General features: G+C 64.0%; 13 protein-coding genes and 1 pseudogene. 6 read left to right on the plus strand and 8 right to left on the minus strand.

The window, feature by feature from the left end; genetic code table 11:
- Positions 1 to 111: 111 nt before the first annotated feature.
- Together A7A08_RS05465 and A7A08_RS05470 are read right to left on the minus strand one after the other, a co-directional pair.
- A complete protein-coding gene (locus tag A7A08_RS05465) occupies positions 112 to 1,281 on the minus strand; it encodes an ABC transporter substrate-binding protein (protein ID WP_069094502.1) in 1,170 nt (389 codons plus the stop codon).
- 191 nt (positions 1,282 to 1,472) lie between these two features.
- The gene (locus tag A7A08_RS05470) at positions 1,473 to 2,375 is read right to left on the minus strand and encodes a LysR family transcriptional regulator (RefSeq protein ID WP_069094685.1); all 903 of its coding nucleotides are present in this window, start codon (positions 2,373 to 2,375) and stop codon (positions 1,473 to 1,475) included.
- Positions 2,376 to 2,612: 237 nt separating this feature from the next.
- Between A7A08_RS05470 and A7A08_RS05475 the strand changes: the two genes are divergently transcribed.
- Both A7A08_RS05475 and eutC read left to right on the plus strand, forming a co-directional pair.
- Entirely contained in the window at positions 2,613 to 3,977 is a 1,365-nt protein-coding gene (locus A7A08_RS05475) for an ethanolamine ammonia-lyase subunit EutB (protein ID WP_069094686.1), read from the plus strand.
- Positions 3,978 to 4,790, plus strand: coding sequence for an ethanolamine ammonia-lyase subunit EutC (eutC, locus tag A7A08_RS05480; RefSeq protein ID WP_083226486.1), 813 nt, complete (start codon positions 3,978 to 3,980; stop codon positions 4,788 to 4,790).
- Between the two features lie 165 nt (positions 4,791 to 4,955).
- On the opposite strand, the gene A7A08_RS05485 is transcribed toward eutC, so the two are convergent.
- Both A7A08_RS05485 and A7A08_RS05490 read right to left on the minus strand, forming a co-directional pair.
- On the minus strand, positions 4,956 to 7,028 hold the full coding sequence (locus tag A7A08_RS05485) for a vWA domain-containing protein (RefSeq protein WP_069094503.1): 2,073 nt from the start codon (positions 7,026 to 7,028) through the stop codon (positions 4,956 to 4,958).
- Positions 7,018 to 7,563 carry an RNA polymerase sigma factor gene (locus A7A08_RS05490; protein ID WP_069094504.1) on the minus strand — a complete coding sequence of 182 codons (546 nt, stop codon included), beginning with the start codon at positions 7,561 to 7,563 and terminating at the stop codon, positions 7,018 to 7,020. The genes A7A08_RS05485 and A7A08_RS05490 overlap by 11 nt, the downstream gene beginning before the upstream one ends.
- A 267-nt stretch (positions 7,564 to 7,830) precedes the next feature.
- On the opposite strand from A7A08_RS05490, the gene A7A08_RS05495 reads away from it, so the two are divergent.
- Together A7A08_RS05495 and A7A08_RS05500 are read left to right on the plus strand one after the other, a co-directional pair.
- Positions 7,831 to 8,787 carry a M15 family metallopeptidase gene (locus A7A08_RS05495; RefSeq protein WP_069094505.1) on the plus strand — a complete coding sequence of 319 codons (957 nt, stop codon included), beginning with the start codon at positions 7,831 to 7,833 and terminating at the stop codon, positions 8,785 to 8,787.
- Entirely contained in the window at positions 8,772 to 9,269 is a 498-nt protein-coding gene (locus tag A7A08_RS05500; protein ID WP_208430575.1) for a glycoside hydrolase family 19 protein, read from the plus strand. The genes A7A08_RS05495 and A7A08_RS05500 overlap by 16 nt, the downstream gene beginning before the upstream one ends.
- Here the strand turns inward: A7A08_RS05500 and A7A08_RS05505 are convergent.
- Together A7A08_RS05505 and dinB are read right to left on the minus strand one after the other, a co-directional pair.
- Positions 9,266 to 9,979: a type 1 glutamine amidotransferase domain-containing protein gene (locus tag A7A08_RS05505; RefSeq protein ID WP_069094507.1), complete on the minus strand. Its 714-nt coding sequence runs from the start codon at positions 9,977 to 9,979 to the stop codon at positions 9,266 to 9,268. The genes A7A08_RS05500 and A7A08_RS05505 overlap by 4 nt on opposite strands.
- A 98-nt stretch (positions 9,980 to 10,077) precedes the next feature.
- Positions 10,078 to 11,196 (minus strand): DNA polymerase IV, encoded by a 1,119-nt coding sequence (dinB, locus tag A7A08_RS05510; protein ID WP_069094508.1) that lies wholly within the window; start codon positions 11,194 to 11,196, stop codon positions 10,078 to 10,080.
- 135 nt (positions 11,197 to 11,331) lie between these two features.
- Here dinB and A7A08_RS05515 point away from each other — a divergent pair.
- Positions 11,332 to 12,632 (plus strand): annotated as a pseudogene (locus A7A08_RS05515) (DUF763 domain-containing protein).
- 19 nt (positions 12,633 to 12,651) lie between these two features.
- Here the strand turns inward: A7A08_RS05515 and A7A08_RS05520 are convergent.
- Complete coding sequence (locus tag A7A08_RS05520; protein WP_069094509.1) at positions 12,652 to 14,097, minus strand: coniferyl aldehyde dehydrogenase; 1,446 nt, start codon at positions 14,095 to 14,097, stop codon at positions 12,652 to 12,654.
- 64 nt (positions 14,098 to 14,161) lie between these two features.
- Positions 14,162 to 14,332, minus strand: a complete 171-nt coding sequence (locus tag A7A08_RS16160) for a hypothetical protein (protein WP_169822928.1) — start codon at positions 14,330 to 14,332, stop codon at positions 14,162 to 14,164.
- Positions 14,333 to 14,423: 91 nt separating this feature from the next.
- Here A7A08_RS16160 and A7A08_RS05525 point away from each other — a divergent pair, with 91 nt between their 5' ends.
- Entirely contained in the window at positions 14,424 to 15,026 is a 603-nt protein-coding gene (locus tag A7A08_RS05525) for a TetR/AcrR family transcriptional regulator (protein ID WP_083226487.1), read from the plus strand.
- Positions 15,027 to 15,296 lie beyond the last annotated feature (270 nt).

Below are 15,296 nucleotides of genomic sequence, written 5' to 3' on the forward strand. Positions count from 1 at the left end.
GCCTTCGCGGATTGCACGGAACGTTTGGCAGAAGTCTCGGCGCGGCGGGCGGGCCGGATGCCTTCAGGCTCGTTCGCCTGGACGTCCGGCCCGCCGACCCGAGCGTCGGGATCAGCGTCCGCCGATCACACCGATGTAGTCCGAGACCCAGCGGTAGTAGGGAACGCACTCGTCCTGGCTGTCGCAATCGGCGACAGGGGTACGCCAGAAGCTGATCTTCTCGAAATCGTCGAAGCCGTTTGTGGCGCAGCCCTCCTCGCCGAGGAGCTCATTGCCCTTACAGGCGGCCGGAACGGTCGGCACGGAGCCGAACCACGCGGCGAGATCGCCCTGCACCTTCTTGTCGAGGGAATGCTCGAGCCACTTATAGGCGCAGTTCGGATGGGCGGCATTTACATGCATCATGGTGGTATCGGCCCAGCCGGTGGCGCCTTCCTCCGGGATCGTGGAGGCGACGGGCTGATCCTCGCTCTTCAGCAGGTTGACCTGGAACGGCCAAGAGCTGGAGGCAACCACGCCTTCGTTCTTGACGTCATCGATCTGGATCATGGCGTCGTGCCAGTAACGGCCGACGAGCTTGCGCTGCTCACGCAGGAGATCGAGGGCGGCCTTGTATTGCTCCTCGTTCAGCTCGTAGGGATCCTCGATGCCGAGCTCGGGCTTGTGCTTCATCAGATAAAGCGCGGCGTCGGCGACGTAGATGGGACCGTCGTAAGCCTGGACGCGGCCCTTGTTGGACTTGCCGTCGGGAAGCTCCTGCTCCTCGAACACCACGTTCCAGCTCTTGGGCGCTTCCTTGAAGACGTCGGTATTGTAGAGCAGCACGTTCGGGCCCCACTGATAGGGCACGCCGTAATGCGTGCCGTCGACCGTATGCCAGGGGGCATCCTTCAGACGGTCGTCGACGGTCTTCCAGCTCGGGATGAGGTCGACATTGATGGGCTGGACGCGTTCGCCGGCCACAAGGCGGAGCGAGGCGTCGCCGGAGGCGGTCACGAGATCGAAGCCGCCTTCGTTCATCAGGGCGACCATCTCGTCGGAGGTGTTGGCGGTCTTCACATTGACCTTGCAGCCGGTCTCCTCCTCGAATTTGGTGACCCAGTCATAGCCTTTGTCGGTCTCGCCGCGCTCGATGTAACCCGGCCAGGCGACGATGGAGACTTCACCCTCGCCTTCGCCGATTTCCTTGACCATATCGGCCGCCGCGAACGCGACGGTGGTCTGACCCATGAAGGCCGTGATGGCCACGAGGGCCGTGCAGCTCTTGAAAAAACGGTTCATACGCAACGTCTCCCAGCTTGCGGCACCCGTATTGCGGGTACGCTCGTTATCCTGGGTCCAAAGGGTACGCCCCCAAGCCGCGTTCGCAAATTCAATTAAAAGAACGGCGGTATCGGATTTTCCGATACCCAATCTCTTCGTTTAGAAGGGGGACGGTCGAGGAGGGAAGGTTGAAAGCCAGCGCAGCCGCGCTACCGCAGCATTCGCTGGGCTTGGGCGACTCCGATGAAATCGCGGGCAGCCCGTGGCAAGGGGGAGCCTTTCCGCCAGACGATGCCGACCTGGACGACCGGCAAACGGCCGGAGACGTCCCGGCTTTCGATGCGGTCGCCTTCCAGGGACCAGGGCCGGTAGACGAGGTCCGGGAGGAGCGCCACGCCGGCGCCTGTCGCGACAAGGCTGCGGACGGCCTCCACGGAGCGGGTGCGGAAAGCGACCCGGGGCTTGGTGCCCAGGGCGCTTAGGAGCTTGGCGGTCGCCTCCTCGATCTCCTCCATGTTGAGCATGATCAGGGGTTCGGCGGTGATGTCGGTGAGTTGGACGCTCTCGGCCGTGCTCAGGGGGTGGCCGAGAGGAAGCCAGAGCCGGTAGGGCGAGACTTCCAGAATCTCAGCCTGGAGGGCGAGCCGGTCGCGCAAGGACGATATCACGGTGATGGCGACGTCGAGCTCGCCGCCGATCAGAAGATGCTCGAGATACTCGCCGCTATCCTCGATGGCCGTGACTTCGACAGCCGGAAAGGCGCGCTGGAATCGGGCGAGGATATCGGAAAGCACATAGCCCGCGACAAGGGACGTGACGCCGAGATGGAGAGAGCCGCCTTCCGTGTTCTCGTCCTGGCTGAAGGCATGGCGGGCATCGGAGACCTGGGCGAGGATACCGGTCGAATGGCGCAGGAACTGGTGGCCCTTATGGGTGATGTTCAGCCCGCGCGAATGGCGTTCGAACAGGGTCACGCCGAGATCGCGCTCCAGCTCCTTGACCGCTTCCGTTATGGCGCTTTGGGAAATGGACAGGGATTGCGCCGCCTTGGAGATGCTGCCCTTGTCGGCGACGGCAACGAAATATTGCAGCTGGCGAAGGGTGAAGGCCACGGCGGTCCCGCAAGAACGGATGGGCAGACGGATCGGATTTCGGTCCATCCTACTGCAATTCCGCCCTCGCGTTCGATCATCGTTGTCAATCGCGCGGCGGATCTGGAGGCGCGCTCATGCCGGGAGTTTGAGCATTCTGCGCGAGATTGCCGCTTGAGCTTCCACGGATTCGTGGTTTCCTATTGGGGGATGCATCCATTTCCGGCGTCGGTCGTTAGACCTTTCGAGGACGACACCATGGGTCAGTCAGAACCGCTCAAGACACTTCTCGCCAAAGCCTCGCCTGCGCGCTCCGGCGATTTCCTGGCCGAGATCGCCGCGGAGAGCCAGGAAGAACGGGTGAAGGCGCAGCGGCGCCTCGCCGATACGACCCTTCAGGACATTCTCGACGAACCGCTGATCGATCCCGACGAGGACGAAGTCTCCGCGCTGATCTACGCGCAGCACGACGGGGACGCGTTCGCCGCGATCTCCAACTGGTCGGTCGGCGAGTTCCGCGAGTGGCTGCTGTCGGAAAATGCGACCACCGACGCCATCTCGGATCTGAAATGGGCCCTGACGCCGGAGATGGTCGCCGCCGTCTCCAAGATCATGCGCAACCAGGATCTCATCGCGGTGGCCAGGAAGCGTCCCGTGGTCAGCAAGTTCCGCACGACAGTGGGCCTGCCCGGACATCTTTCCGTGCGCATCCAGCCGAACCATCCGACCGACGATCCGAAGGGCGTGGCCGCTTCCATCGTGGACGGGCTGCAGTTCGGCTGCGGGGATGCGGTGATCGGCATCAACCCCGCGACGGACAGCCCGGCCGCCATGCGGCGCCTGCTGGAGCTGATCGAGGAGCTGCGCCTACGTCTGGAGTGCCCGGTGCAGTCCTGCGTGCTGGCCCATGTGACCACGGCGATCGATTGCATGAAGCGCGGCGCGCCGGTCGATCTCGTCTTTCAATCCATCGCGGGCTCCCAGAAGGCCAACTCGTCCTTCGGCATCAATCTCGCCATGCTGAAGGAAGCGCGGGAAGCGGCGCTGTCGCTCGACCGCGGGACGGTCGGCAATAACGTGATGTATTTCGAGACCGGCCAGGGCGCGGCTCTGTCGGCGGACGCCCATCACGGCATCGATCAGCAGACCATGGAAGCGCGGGCCTACGCGGTGGCGCGGGAATACGAGCCGCTGCTGGTGAACACGGTGGTGGGCTTCATCGGGCCGGAATATCTCTATGACGGCAAGGAGATCATCCGGGCCGGGCTGGAGGATCATTTCTGCGGCAAGCTGCTCGGCGTCCCCATGGGTGTGGACGTCTGCTACACCAACCATGCCGAGGCCGATCAGGACGACATGGACAATCTGCTGACGCTGCTGGGCGTTGCGGGGGTCAACTTCATCATGGGTGTGCCGGGCTCGGACGACATCATGCTGAATTACCAGTCCACCTCCTATCACGACGCTGCCTATATCCGCGAAGTGCTGAACCTGAAGGCGGCGCCGGAATTCGAAGACTGGATGCGCCGGGTCGGGCTCTTCGACGAGACCGGGCATCTGCTTCCCCAGAGCCACGAGGACTCCGCGCGGCTCCTCGGCAAGGCCGATCTGGAGGCCGCCTAGGTGGCCGACAAACCCGTCCCGACCGACAAAAAACGCGTCGCGCCCTCGGGCCATCCGCTTGCACCCCTAAAGCGCTACACGGACGCGCGGATCGGGCTGGGACGTTTCGGGGCCGGCTTGCCGACATCGGCTCATCTCGACTTTGCCGAGGCTCACGCGCGGGCCCGGGATGCGGTGCATGCGGAGTTCGATGAGGCAGCCCTGGAGACGGCGCTGGCCGACACGGGGCTTCCGGTGGTTCGCGTGAAGAGCCAGGCGGAAGACCGGGCGACCTACCTGCGGCGTCCCGATCTAGGCCGGAAGCTGAGCGGCGACTCGGCGAAGTTCCTGACCGAGATGAAGGAGGGCGACGGGTACGATATCGTCATCATCATCTCGGAAGGGCTCTCGGCCCATGCGGTGAACACCTATGGGGCGGAGACGGCCAAGGCGCTGATCGGCGATTTGCCGAAGGATGCGAATATCGCGCCGATCGTGCTGGCATCACAAGGCAGGGTGGCCTTGTCGGATCCGATCGGCCAGGCCCTCGGCGCGAAGCTTGCGGTGATCCTGATCGGGGAGCGGCCGGGTCTTTCGGCGGCGGACAGCCTCGGCGCCTATCTGACCTACGACCCGAAGCCGGGGCGGAACGACGCCGACCGGAACTGCATCTCCAATATCCGCAAAGGCGGCATCAGCCCGGAGGAGGCGGCGAAGAAGATCGCCTGGCTCACGGCGCGCGCCTTCGAGCTCGGTCTTTCCGGCACCAAGCTGAAAGACGATGCGGAGGATCAGCTGGAGGGCGGTTCGCAGGAAGCTTTGCCTGAGGAGTAACGGGGAAGGAGCGGCCACTCGCTCCGCCGTCATGCCCGGCCTTGTGCCGGGCATCCATAACCCCAGTGCCAGAACTTCACCCGACGTGTTCATGGATCACCGGGACAAGCCCGGTGATGACGACCGTTGTGAAGCAGATTCGGAAAGACCAAGCACGCGCTTGAGTCACCGCTGCTCGGGCAGCGCTTTCGCCGTCTTGGCGGCGCGGACGAGCCGGGTGAACTCCGACCGGTAGCCGTACTCGTCCCTGCCTTTTGCGCCGTTCGCGATCTTGAGCACGTCATCGTAGCCGAAGGTGCCGGTGTATTTGCCGCCGCGCAGGAGCTGACCGAAGCCGGCGACGGCCGTGGCGAAGCGGGCGCTTTCGGGGGCTGCCTCGAAACTCTCCACTTCTGCTCCACGGTCGATGGGGGTTTCCATCAGCTTGCTCCTATCGGCATCGGGTCGCTTGTAGCGAAGCTTCAGGAAGCCGTATTCGCCGGCTTCGTCATCGGTAGGCTTTGTGCTTTCGGCATCGCCATAGCGAAGCGGCTCGTTCAGGCGCGGTCCGCCGGCCGGCACGATCTCATAGAGTGCGGTGACCGCCTGGCCGGAGCCGACCTCACCCGCATCGACCTGATCGTTATTGAAATCCTCGCGCGCGAGGGCGCGAGTCTCGTAGCCGATCAGCCGGTACTCGGCGACGGTCTGCGGATTGAACTCGACCTGGATCTTCACATCCTTCGCGATGGGGAAGAGGGTCGAACTCGCCTCGTCCACCAGAACCTTACGGGCCTCGTTCATGGTGTCGATGTAGGCCGCGGCGCCGTTGCCGTTCTGGGCGAGCGCCTGCATCAACGCGTCGTTGTAGTTGCCGCGGCCGAAACCGAGCACGGAGAGAAAGATGCCCTTGTCGCGCTCGCGCTCGATGAAGCCTTTGAGTTCGTCCTGGTTCGTGATGCCGACATTGAAGTCGCCATCGGTCGCCAGGATCACGCGGTTCACGCCATCCTTCTCGAAATTGCGCTGGGCGAGGCTGTAGGCCTGACGGATGCCTTCGCCGCCTGCGGTCGCGCCGCCGGATGCGAGCTGGTCGAGGGCAGCGAGGATCTTCGATTTGTCCTTCGCGCTCGTCGGCTCCAGCACCGTACCGGCGCTGCCCGCGTAGGTCACGATGGCGACCTTGTCCTCGGGCCTCAGTTCATCGACCAGCATGGACAGAGACTGCTTCAGGAGCGGGAGCCTGTCCTGTCCCTGCATGGAGCCAGAGGTATCCACCAGAAAGACGAGGTTCGCGCGCGGCCGGGCGGTACCGGCGATCTCATAGCCCTGGATACCGATGCGGATCAGCTTGCGACCTTCCGCCCACGGGCTCGGGAAGATCGCGACATCCGTGGCGAAAGGCTCCTCGGCGGATTTCGGCGGGGCGTAGCCGTAGTCGAAATAGTTGATCAGTTCTTCGGTGCGCACGGCGTCCCGCTGAGGAAGCACGTTGCGGTCGAGGGAGGAACGGACGAAGGAGTAGGACGCCGTATCGACATCGATGGAGAAGGTCGAGACCGGATCGTCCGCGGTGATCTGGAAGCCGCTCTCCGGCTCGCCGTCGAACTTGTCCCTGCCGAAAGGCTCCGCCGAGTTGATAATCTGATCCGGCAGGAGCGCACGTGTTCGCGGGGCGTAGCTCTGAGCATAGCCTTCCGCGCTGGGTGCTGCCTGAGGCACGGCAAATCCTCTTGCCTCGCCGGGCAGTCCGCGGTCGTAAACACCATTGGCGATGGGAGGAGGCGTCGGCTGGGGCTCAGATGCCGCGAGATCGGTTTCGGCAGATGCCTTCGGTTCGGGTGCAGCCGGCGGCGCTTTCCCTTCAAGCTCGGGCTTTGCCGTGCCGGCATCTTCGTCAGGGGAGACCGTCTCCCGCTGGGCGAGAGGATCGCGCAAGCTTGGATCGTGCCAATAGAGCCAAGAGCCGGCCCCGGCCACGAGCAGCATCGCGCAAGCGGCGATCAGAGGTTGACGGTGGAGAGCGCTTCGCTTCGGTGGCGTGGAGTAAGTGGTCGAGTGCATCTTCAAGCCCTTTCGCGATGGCGGGGTTGTGGGTGCCATCCGATGCTTGAGACGCGGCGCCTCATCCGATCCTTGGACGCGATCGGAATTTTCTTCGTCGAAGCGCTTCAGCGCCTCCTCGATCGCCGTCGCCTTCCTTTGCGGCTGCGGGGTCTCGGGAAAGCGGATCATGTCTTCGTCTTTCTCAGGAGCCATCTTCGTCGCTCCGTTCTTCCTTCAGCTTGCGGCGGGCCTGATGCATGCGCCACGAGACCGTGGATTCGGCCACGCCCAGCACTTCCGCGGCCTCGGCATGGCTCATTTCCTCGCCGGCGACGAGGATGACGGTTTCCCGCAACGTGTCGTCGAGAGCGGCGAGGTCGGAGGCGATCCAGCTCCTCCGATAGAGGTCGCGCCCGTCCGGTCCGGGCGTGAGAGCTGCGAGATTCGCAGCGCCCTGCATCAACCGGTTCTGGCTTTGCCTGCGGCGGAGGTGGTCGCGACAGGCGTTGAGGGCGACGCCGGTCAGCCAGGTGGTGAATTTCGCATCGCCACGGAAGCCGACAAGCTTGGTGACCAGCGCGCAGCAGATGTCCTGGGCGATATCCTCGGCATCTTCCGGCGAGCCTATGCTGCGCCAGGCGATGCGGTGAATGCGGCCGTAGTGGCGCTCCAGTAGCTGCGCGAAGGCGGCGCGATCGCCATCCTTCGCGGCAGCGACGAGAGCGCTATCGCTTCGTTCGCATCCCATTGCTTCGGTTTCGACCAACAGCCCGCTTCCAGCGAAGTTTTCAAACAGGTCGGCCTAGGGCCGATGCCTATTACCGTGAGACGCGGGTGCGAAGGCAATCCTTGGGTGAGGCGCGAAAATTTTTCAGCAGGCCCCAGAACCTATTCGGGCGCGGAACCGACGGGCATTGCAACCCTGTGCACGAATAAGTTGCTCTACACGCCCTGTATCGCTTTATAGTTGTATCTTCTCGACGTTCTAGTCCCAGACGAGCCGGGGGTGAGAATCATGGCTTCGACAAGCGAACTGCGAAATTGGTGGCGCCGATACGAATGCAAGCGGGACGACATGACCCGCATCGATTTCTGCGAGGACAGCATCCTGGTGGCGCCGGAATCGGTGGACGCTTTCCACGCTCTGGCGACGGTGCTGAAGCGCCACCGATACAGTCTCCGGCCCGGCGACACGGATTCCTACAACTGCCGCACGATCACCGGCGGCAACGGCAGGAGTCTCCATTCCTACGGGATCGCGCTCGATATCAACTGGAACACGAACCCTTACCGGGATCATCCGGGCCGGCGGGACGTCCGCTATTCCGATAAGCCCACCCAGGCCGAGCGGGCGGCCGAGGTGCGCGCCGGGACGGCGGACACGGATATGACGCCGGCAATGATCGCCGACATCCTCTCCATCAAGACGGTGGGAGGCCGCCGCGTATTTCAGTGGGGCGGCGATTGGAGCACGCTGAAGGACAGCATGCATTTCCAGATCGATCTGCCGCCGGGTCAACTGGCCGAGGGGATCGATCCCGAAAGCGTTGGGCCGGAGATCGCCGACGAGGTTGCCGAGGTTTTCGCCGAAGCCGTGACCAATGGCGCGGGCCGCTACCGGGTGATCTCCCGATCAGGCTTGCGGCTCAGGTCGGGGCCGGGCACCGAATTCGACATCATCAAGCTGCTTCCGCTCGATACGCTCGTCTATGAGATGGGCCGGGATGGGTTGTGGTCGCAGATCTCCCTGGAGGATGACGGCATCGCCGACGGCCACGTCCATGGCTCCTATCTGGAGCGGCCGGGAGCAATAAGAGCGACACTCTCTTCGACTTGGCCGATCTGGCCGATCTCGTTGCGGATGAAAGAGACAGGGGCGCCGGAATCGAGCCCCGGGACATCTACCCCGCCTTTCATCCGAGCGCGCGCGGCAATATCGACCGGTATTGGCCCGATGTGCGCGATGGATTGAAGGAGTTCGAACTCCTGGATCCGGAAATGATCGCCATGGCGCTGGGGACGATCAACGCGGAGAGCGCAGGCTTCAAGCCGATCAGCGAATTCCGGAGCCGTTACAACACCCGGTCGACACCCTTCGATCTCTACGACGCCGGCACGTCGAGAGGCCGAATGCTGGGCAATACCCGCCGAGGCGATGGACCACGCTACAAGGGTCGCGGCTTTATCCAGCTCACTGGGCGATACAACTACGCCACGATCGGAGCCGAGCTCGCCGTCGATCTTGAGGGCGACCCCGAACTGGCGAATGACGGCGCCGTCGCCGGAAAAATTCTCGCCTGCTTCCTGAAGAAGAAGGAGGACTCCGTGCGCGCGGCGATCGGACGACGTGACTTGCACACCGCCCGCAAGCTGGTGAACGGCGGCACGCACGGATTCGACCGCTTCAAATCGGCCTTCGACACGATCATGAACCGGGTGAGTGAGCCCGCCTAGTTGGTGGCCGGGGCGGTCTGCTTGACCGCTTCCAGAGTAAGCTTGGCGGCCTCCGCCGACGAGGCCGGGTTCTGCCCGGTCACCAGGCGACCATCGACAACTGCGAATGGCTGGAAGTCGCCGGCCTTCTCGTAGTTCGCGCCGAGCTCCTTCAGCCGGTCCTCCAGCAGGAAGGGCACCTTGTCCTTCAGGTCGACGGCGACCTCCTCGCTATTGGTGAAGGCCGTGACGCGGCGGCCTTTCACCAGCGGATCGCCGTTCTCGTCCTTGGCGTTCACGAGACCCGCCGGCCCGTGGCATACGGCGGCGACGACCTTTCCGTCCGCCCAGGCCTTTGTCAGCAGGTCGGCCAGGGTCTGGCTCTCGGGCAGATCCCACATGGTGCCGTGACCGCCGGGCAGAAAGACCGCATCGTATTTGGAGACATCGACCTCGGAGATGGGCTTGGTGTTCTTCAGGGCCGCGGAGGCCTCCTCATCCCGCTTGAACCGGGTCACGCTTTCCGGCGTGCCGCCTTCGGGCTCCAGGGAGCGCGGATCGATTGGCGCCTCGCCGCCTTCGATGGAGGCCAAGGTCACGTCGGCTCCCTCATCGACGAAGGCGTAGTAGGGCGTGGTGAGCTCCTCGAACCAGAGCCCCGTCGGTTCTCCGCCCTGGCCCATGGTTGCGGCGGAGGTGACGATAACGAGGACGTGGAGAGGATTGGTCATGAGAGCTCCTTGGTCGGAATAGCGGCGCGCTGGCACGTGCCATCTAGAAAGCCGAGACGCGATGCACAAGACCGGGCGCCCGGCGGCGTTCTATCGGATCAATCCGCCAGCAGGTCGAATTGGGGCTGGTGTTCGCCATCGGATTCGGCCACTTCGAGAGGGAAGCCCGAGACGGTCACGCCCAGAAGCCGGATCCCCTTCTCGCCGACGGTGGCGCGGCGCACCAGCATGCGACTGATCTCGTAGAGCGCGTCCCGGCTGGCGACGATCTGCGGCTGACTGTGGCTGCGGGTGATCTGCTCGAAATCGGCATACTTCACCTTCACCGTCACGGTCCGGCCAAAGGCAGTGTTCTTCTCGCACCACTCCCAGACCTTCTCCGCCAAAGCACCGAGCGCCTCGTCCACGGCGGCGAGATGCATGAGGTCTTCCGCATATGTCCGCTCCGTACCGGAGGATTTGCGGATCCTGTTGGGGGTGACCCGGCGGTCATCCTCACCGCGGGCAATGGTGTAGTACCAGCGGCCCGCCTTACCGAAATGGCGGTTGAGATCGTCCAACGCCATGGCGACCAGATCAGCGCCTGTGAAGATGCCCAAGCCGTTCATCTTCCGTGTTGTCGCCGGGCCGACGCCGTGAAACTTGTCCACCGGTAGCGAGGCGATGAACGCCATGCCCTGACCGGGCCGGATCACAAACTGGCCGTTGGGCTTGCGCTGGCCTGAAGCGAGCTTGGCGAGGAACTTGTTGTAGGAGATGCCGGCCGATGCGGTGAGGCCGGTCTCGTCTGAGATGCGCTTGCGGATCTCCCGCGCCGTCTCCGTCGCCGTCGGGATCGCCCGGCGGTTTTCAGTAACGTCCAGATACGCCTCGTCGAGAGACGCCGGCTCGATAAGCGGCGTGTATTCGGCGAAGATCTCGCGGATTTCTTTCGAGATGGCGCGATAGGTGTCGAAGCGTGGCTTGATGAAGATCAGGTCCGGGCATTTGCGCAAGGCTGTGGTTGACGGCATGGCCGAGCGGACACCGAAGACCCGGGCTTCGTAGCTGGCCGCCGCAACCACACCGCGGGCGGCGCCATGACCGACCGCCACGGGCTTGCCTCTCAGCTCGGGATTATCGCGCTGCTCCACGGACGCAAAGAACGCATCCATATCGATATGGAGGATCTTGCGGATGGCGGCTTCGGACGCGTTTTCAGACACGTATTCGGACATGGCCAACCGGCTCTAGCATCTCTCCAAGGGTCCCTGCGTGCCCGCCGCGATCCCCGCGCGACGCTGGAACCGGGCAGCGGAATCATGATATTTCGTTCCGCATTCGTTCGCAATCGCGGCACAAGGGATTTCACCATGGCGAGACGCGCCGGCAGCGCCGATCTGCCGCTCCACGGCGGGCGAGTCCCCGCCTGGCTCGGCCAGCGTATGACCAAGCTCGGCACCGTGATCGCGCAGGCTATCTTGCACGAATACGGGCGGGACGAGTTCCTGCGCCGGATGGCCCATCCCTTCTGGTTCCAGTCTTTCGGCTCGGTCATGGGGATGGACTGGCACTCGTCCGGCATCACCACCTCGGTGATCGGCGCGTTGAAGCGCGGGCTCAACCCCATCGCTGGCGAGCTCGGCATCCATGTTTGCGGCGGGCGGGGCAAGCATTCCCGGGCCACGCCCGGCGAACTCCTCGATATCGGCGATCGTGTCGGGCTGGACGGCGGCGCGCTCGGCAAGACGAGCAAGCTGGTCGCCAAGGTGGATAGCGCGGGCGTCAGGATGGGTTCGACCTCTATCTACACGGTTTCATCGTCACCGATGACGGCCAGTGGGTCGTGGTGCAGCAGGGCATGAACGGCGATAAGCGCCAGGCTCGCCGGTACCACTGGCTCTCGGAAGATTTGAAAAGCTTCGTTGACGCGCCCCATTCGGCCATCGACGGCAAAAACCAGGGCGAGATCGTCAATCTCACCGATCGTAGAGCGGACGCTTCGCGGACCGGCCAGCTTTCGCTGCTCAGCGATCTCGGGCCGGACAGAATCGTCGGCGAGGTGGCGGCGCTCCGGCGTTTGACGGAGACAGCGGCTCAGCCGGCGCAAGGAATGCTGCCCCATCTCGTGATGCCGGAACATCACGATGTGCGCGCCGGCGATGTCGTGTTGCGCCGGCTGCACGGGGCGCTGGCCGCGGCGGCCGATGCGGGACCGAAGGATTTCGCCGATCTCCTGATGGTGCCGGGGGTCGGCGCGCGCACGGTCTTCTCTCTGGCCCAGGTCGCCGAGGTGGTGCACGGCGCGCCCTGTCGCTTCTCCGATCCGGCGCGATTTTCGTTCGCCCATGGCGGCAAGGACCGGCATCCCTATCCTGTGCCGACGCGGGTCTACGACAAGACCCTGGCCGTCCTCAGGGATGCGCTGCACAAGGCCAAGCTCGGCAACGACGAGCGGCTTTCGGCCATCAAGCGCCTCGATGCCCAGGCGCGCGACTTGGAGCGGCGCGCGGGCGGTCCCTCCTTCGAGACCTTCATGGAGAGCGAGCGGACAGCGTCTCACAGCTATGGCGGGCGTAGCGTGTTCGGCTGGGAGAAATCTCCAGAGGGCGCGAGAGCGTCCCGCCCGCTTGGCGCCAATGGTTCTGCGAGAAAACAGGGGCACGGTCGCTAGGCCGTGCCCCCTTAGCTGCCTAGCGCAGCATAAATTTCATGAGGAAGTCGAACACGCCACCGAATGGAGGCCGGATCAGGTCGACGAGATTGAAGCGCGCCTGCCTGAACACGCTCTTCGCGTGGCTCATCGTCCGGAAGCCCTCGATGCCGTGATACGACCCCATGCCGCTCGGACCGATGCCTCCGAAGGGTAGGTCGTCCTGGGCGTAGTGCAGGATGGTGTCGTTGATCAACACGCCGCCGGAAGTTGTCCGGTCCAGGACGAGACGTTGCTCCTCCGGATCGTTTCCGAAGAAGTAGAGCGCCAGGGGACGCGGCCGGGCATTTACATAAGCGACGGCGTCTTCAATCCGGTCGTAGACGACGACGGGCAGGATCGGGCCGAAGATCTCCTCCTGCATGACCGCCATATCTTCGGTGACGCCGAGCAGCATGACCGGCGGGAAGGTGCGCGGGTGGCTGCGACCGGAGTCCGCGCCGCCCATCTCCACGACGTTCGCACCCTTGCTCCTGGCATCCTCCACCAGCCGGGACAGACGCTGGAAATGCCGGTCGTTGACGATGGCGGTGAAGTCCGGATTTTCCGGAACGTCGGGATACAGTGTCTCGATCTGCTGCCGGAAGGAGGCGGCGAACGCCCCGACCTTCGCCTTCGGAAGCAGCAGATAGTCGGGTGAGGTGCAGATTTGGCCGCCATTGGCGCATTTGCCGTAAGCGACCCGCCGTGCCGCCGTCTCGAGCGGAAAGTCGTCCGCGACGATCACCGGCGACTTGCCACCGAGCTCCAGTGTGGTGGGGACCAGGTTCTCGCTCGCGGCCCGCATGATGGCCTTGCCGACCGGGATGCTGCCGGTGAAGAAGACGTGGTCGAAGGCGAGGCTCGCGAACGCCTGGCCGACCTCCGCATCCCCGTTCACCACTGCAACCTGCTCTTCATCAAAGATCTCGTCGATCATGGCGGTGACCAGCTCGGCCGTCGCAGGCGTAAGCTCCGAGGGCTTCAGCATCACCCTGTTGCCGGCGGCCAGCGCGGTAGCCAGCGGCGTCAGAGACAGGGAGAGCGGAAGGTTCCAGGGCGCGACGACACCGATGACGCCCAACGGCTGATAGAGGACTTCCGCGGAGCCGGGCTTGAAAACCGCCGCGACGCGACGTCGTTCGGGACGCATGAAGCGCCGCAGATTTGCATGCAGATAATTGATGGCGCCAACGCCGCTGCCGAGGTCGAGCATCTGAGATTCCTGACGGGCCCTATGGCCGAAATCCGCATCCAGGCTCGCGACGAAAGCATCCTGACGGGACAGGATGGCCTCCTTCAGTTTGGTGAGGTCTCGGCGGCGTTGTTGAAGCGGTGGCGGTCCTTCCCGGAGGAAGGCTGCGCGCTGCTTCGCGAGGGTCGCCCGCATGGCGACCGCGGCGTCTGTCTCCGGGGTGTCTGTCCCGGTTTCTTGGGTCGTGTTCATCGAAGGCATCCTTTAAGGGCGTGACGCCCCTCCCAACCGCTGCGGGAGGGTTCGTCAGGTGGAACTAGGCAACGAAGGCCGGGGAGAAGGCGGCGGCGGTCGATAACCAGACCGCCAGCAGGCTGATCAGGCTTCCCGCCAGGCTCGTGACGAGCATGAAGGGGAAGCGGTCGGCATCGACACCGCTGACGGAACCGTCCGACGGCAAAGCCGCATGCGTGGTGAAAGCGTTCATTTGAGTCTCTCCTCTCGAGTTTGATTAACTTGACAGTGTCTATTTATAATCATGGCTTGACACTGTCAAGTCGCAATGTCAGGTGTTGCGGATGAGACCCGCCACAGATCTTCGCCAGAAAGTGCTCGATGCGAGCGTGGAGCTGATTGCCGAGGGAGGGCTGGACCGGCTCAGCTTGCGGGAGGTCGCCCGCAAGGCCGGGGTCAGCCATCAGGCGCCCTATCACTATTTTTCCGATCGTGAGGCCATTCTGGCCGCCGTGGCCGGGCACGGCTTTGAGAAGCTTGGCGACTCTCTGGAGCGCGCCGCCTCCCGCCACGCAGCGGAGCCGGGCGGCGCCGTCGAGGCGATGGGCCAGGCCTATGTGGATTTCGCCCTACGCTATCCTGGCTATTTCCAAGCCATGTTTCGGGCCGACGCGGTCCCGCTCGACAACCATCCGGAGGCGCGAAAGCGCGAGGACGAAGCGTTCTCCGAGCTTGTTGACAGGATTGGCGAGGCGTTTGCCGACCAACCCGAAGCCGTCAAACGGCAGGTCGCGGTTGGGTGCTGGGCTATGGCACACGGCCTCGCGACCCTCATGCTGGAGGGTAGCTTGGCGCGGAAGCTGAACATTCCAAAGGGTCGGCAGAAGAAAATTGCCGGCGATACGATCGCCACCATCGTTCGCCTTCTCGGGCCGAGCGGCGGGTGACCGGGCCACAGTTTCGGGAGCCGTCGTCTACGCACTGCCGGATCGAGTCGGTGAGTCTGCGTCTCACAGCTATGGCGGCCGCAGTGTCTTCGGATGGGAAGACCCTCCTGCCGCGGCGCCGGCCCGACAAAGGAAGGCTGGCGCCTGAAGCCTACAATCTGTACCGTTCGGTCTGCTTTCCTTGAAGCGTGCCGCTCCGCACCTATCTCGCCTGGAGCGACCGATTTCGACGCATACCCGGAATCCCTCCCCGGCCCGGGTCTTTCCAGA

Origin of the sequence: Methyloligella halotolerans, from assembly GCF_001708935.1 — a bacterium.
Taxonomy (GTDB): Bacteria; Pseudomonadota; Alphaproteobacteria; order Rhizobiales; family Methyloligellaceae; genus Methyloligella; species Methyloligella halotolerans.

Bases quoted from the DNA above. Each gene is read 5' to 3' on its own strand.
- dinB (WP_069094508.1), bottom strand. From the start codon at position 11,196: ATGTCCGAATACGTGTCTGAAAACGCGTCCGAAGCCGCCATCCGCAAG.
- A7A08_RS05505 (WP_069094507.1), bottom strand. From the start codon at position 9,979: ATGACCAATCCTCTCCACGTCCTCGTTATCGTCACCTCCGCCGCAACC.
- A7A08_RS05520 (WP_069094509.1), bottom strand. From the start codon at position 14,097: ATGAACACGACCCAAGAAACCGGGACAGACACCCCGGAGACAGACGCC.
- A7A08_RS05495 (WP_069094505.1), top strand. From the start codon at position 7,831: ATGGCTTCGACAAGCGAACTGCGAAATTGGTGGCGCCGATACGAATGC.
- A7A08_RS16160 (WP_169822928.1), bottom strand. From the start codon at position 14,332: ATGAACGCTTTCACCACGCATGCGGCTTTGCCGTCGGACGGTTCCGTC.
- A7A08_RS05485 (WP_069094503.1), bottom strand. From the start codon at position 7,028: ATGGCTCCTGAGAAAGACGAAGACATGATCCGCTTTCCCGAGACCCCG.
- A7A08_RS05525 (WP_083226487.1), top strand. From the start codon at position 14,424: ATGAGACCCGCCACAGATCTTCGCCAGAAAGTGCTCGATGCGAGCGTG.
- A7A08_RS05465 (WP_069094502.1), bottom strand. From the start codon at position 1,281: ATGAACCGTTTTTTCAAGAGCTGCACGGCCCTCGTGGCCATCACGGCC.
- A7A08_RS05490 (WP_069094504.1), bottom strand. From the start codon at position 7,563: ATGGGATGCGAACGAAGCGATAGCGCTCTCGTCGCTGCCGCGAAGGAT.
- A7A08_RS05475 (WP_069094686.1), top strand. From the start codon at position 2,613: ATGGGTCAGTCAGAACCGCTCAAGACACTTCTCGCCAAAGCCTCGCCT.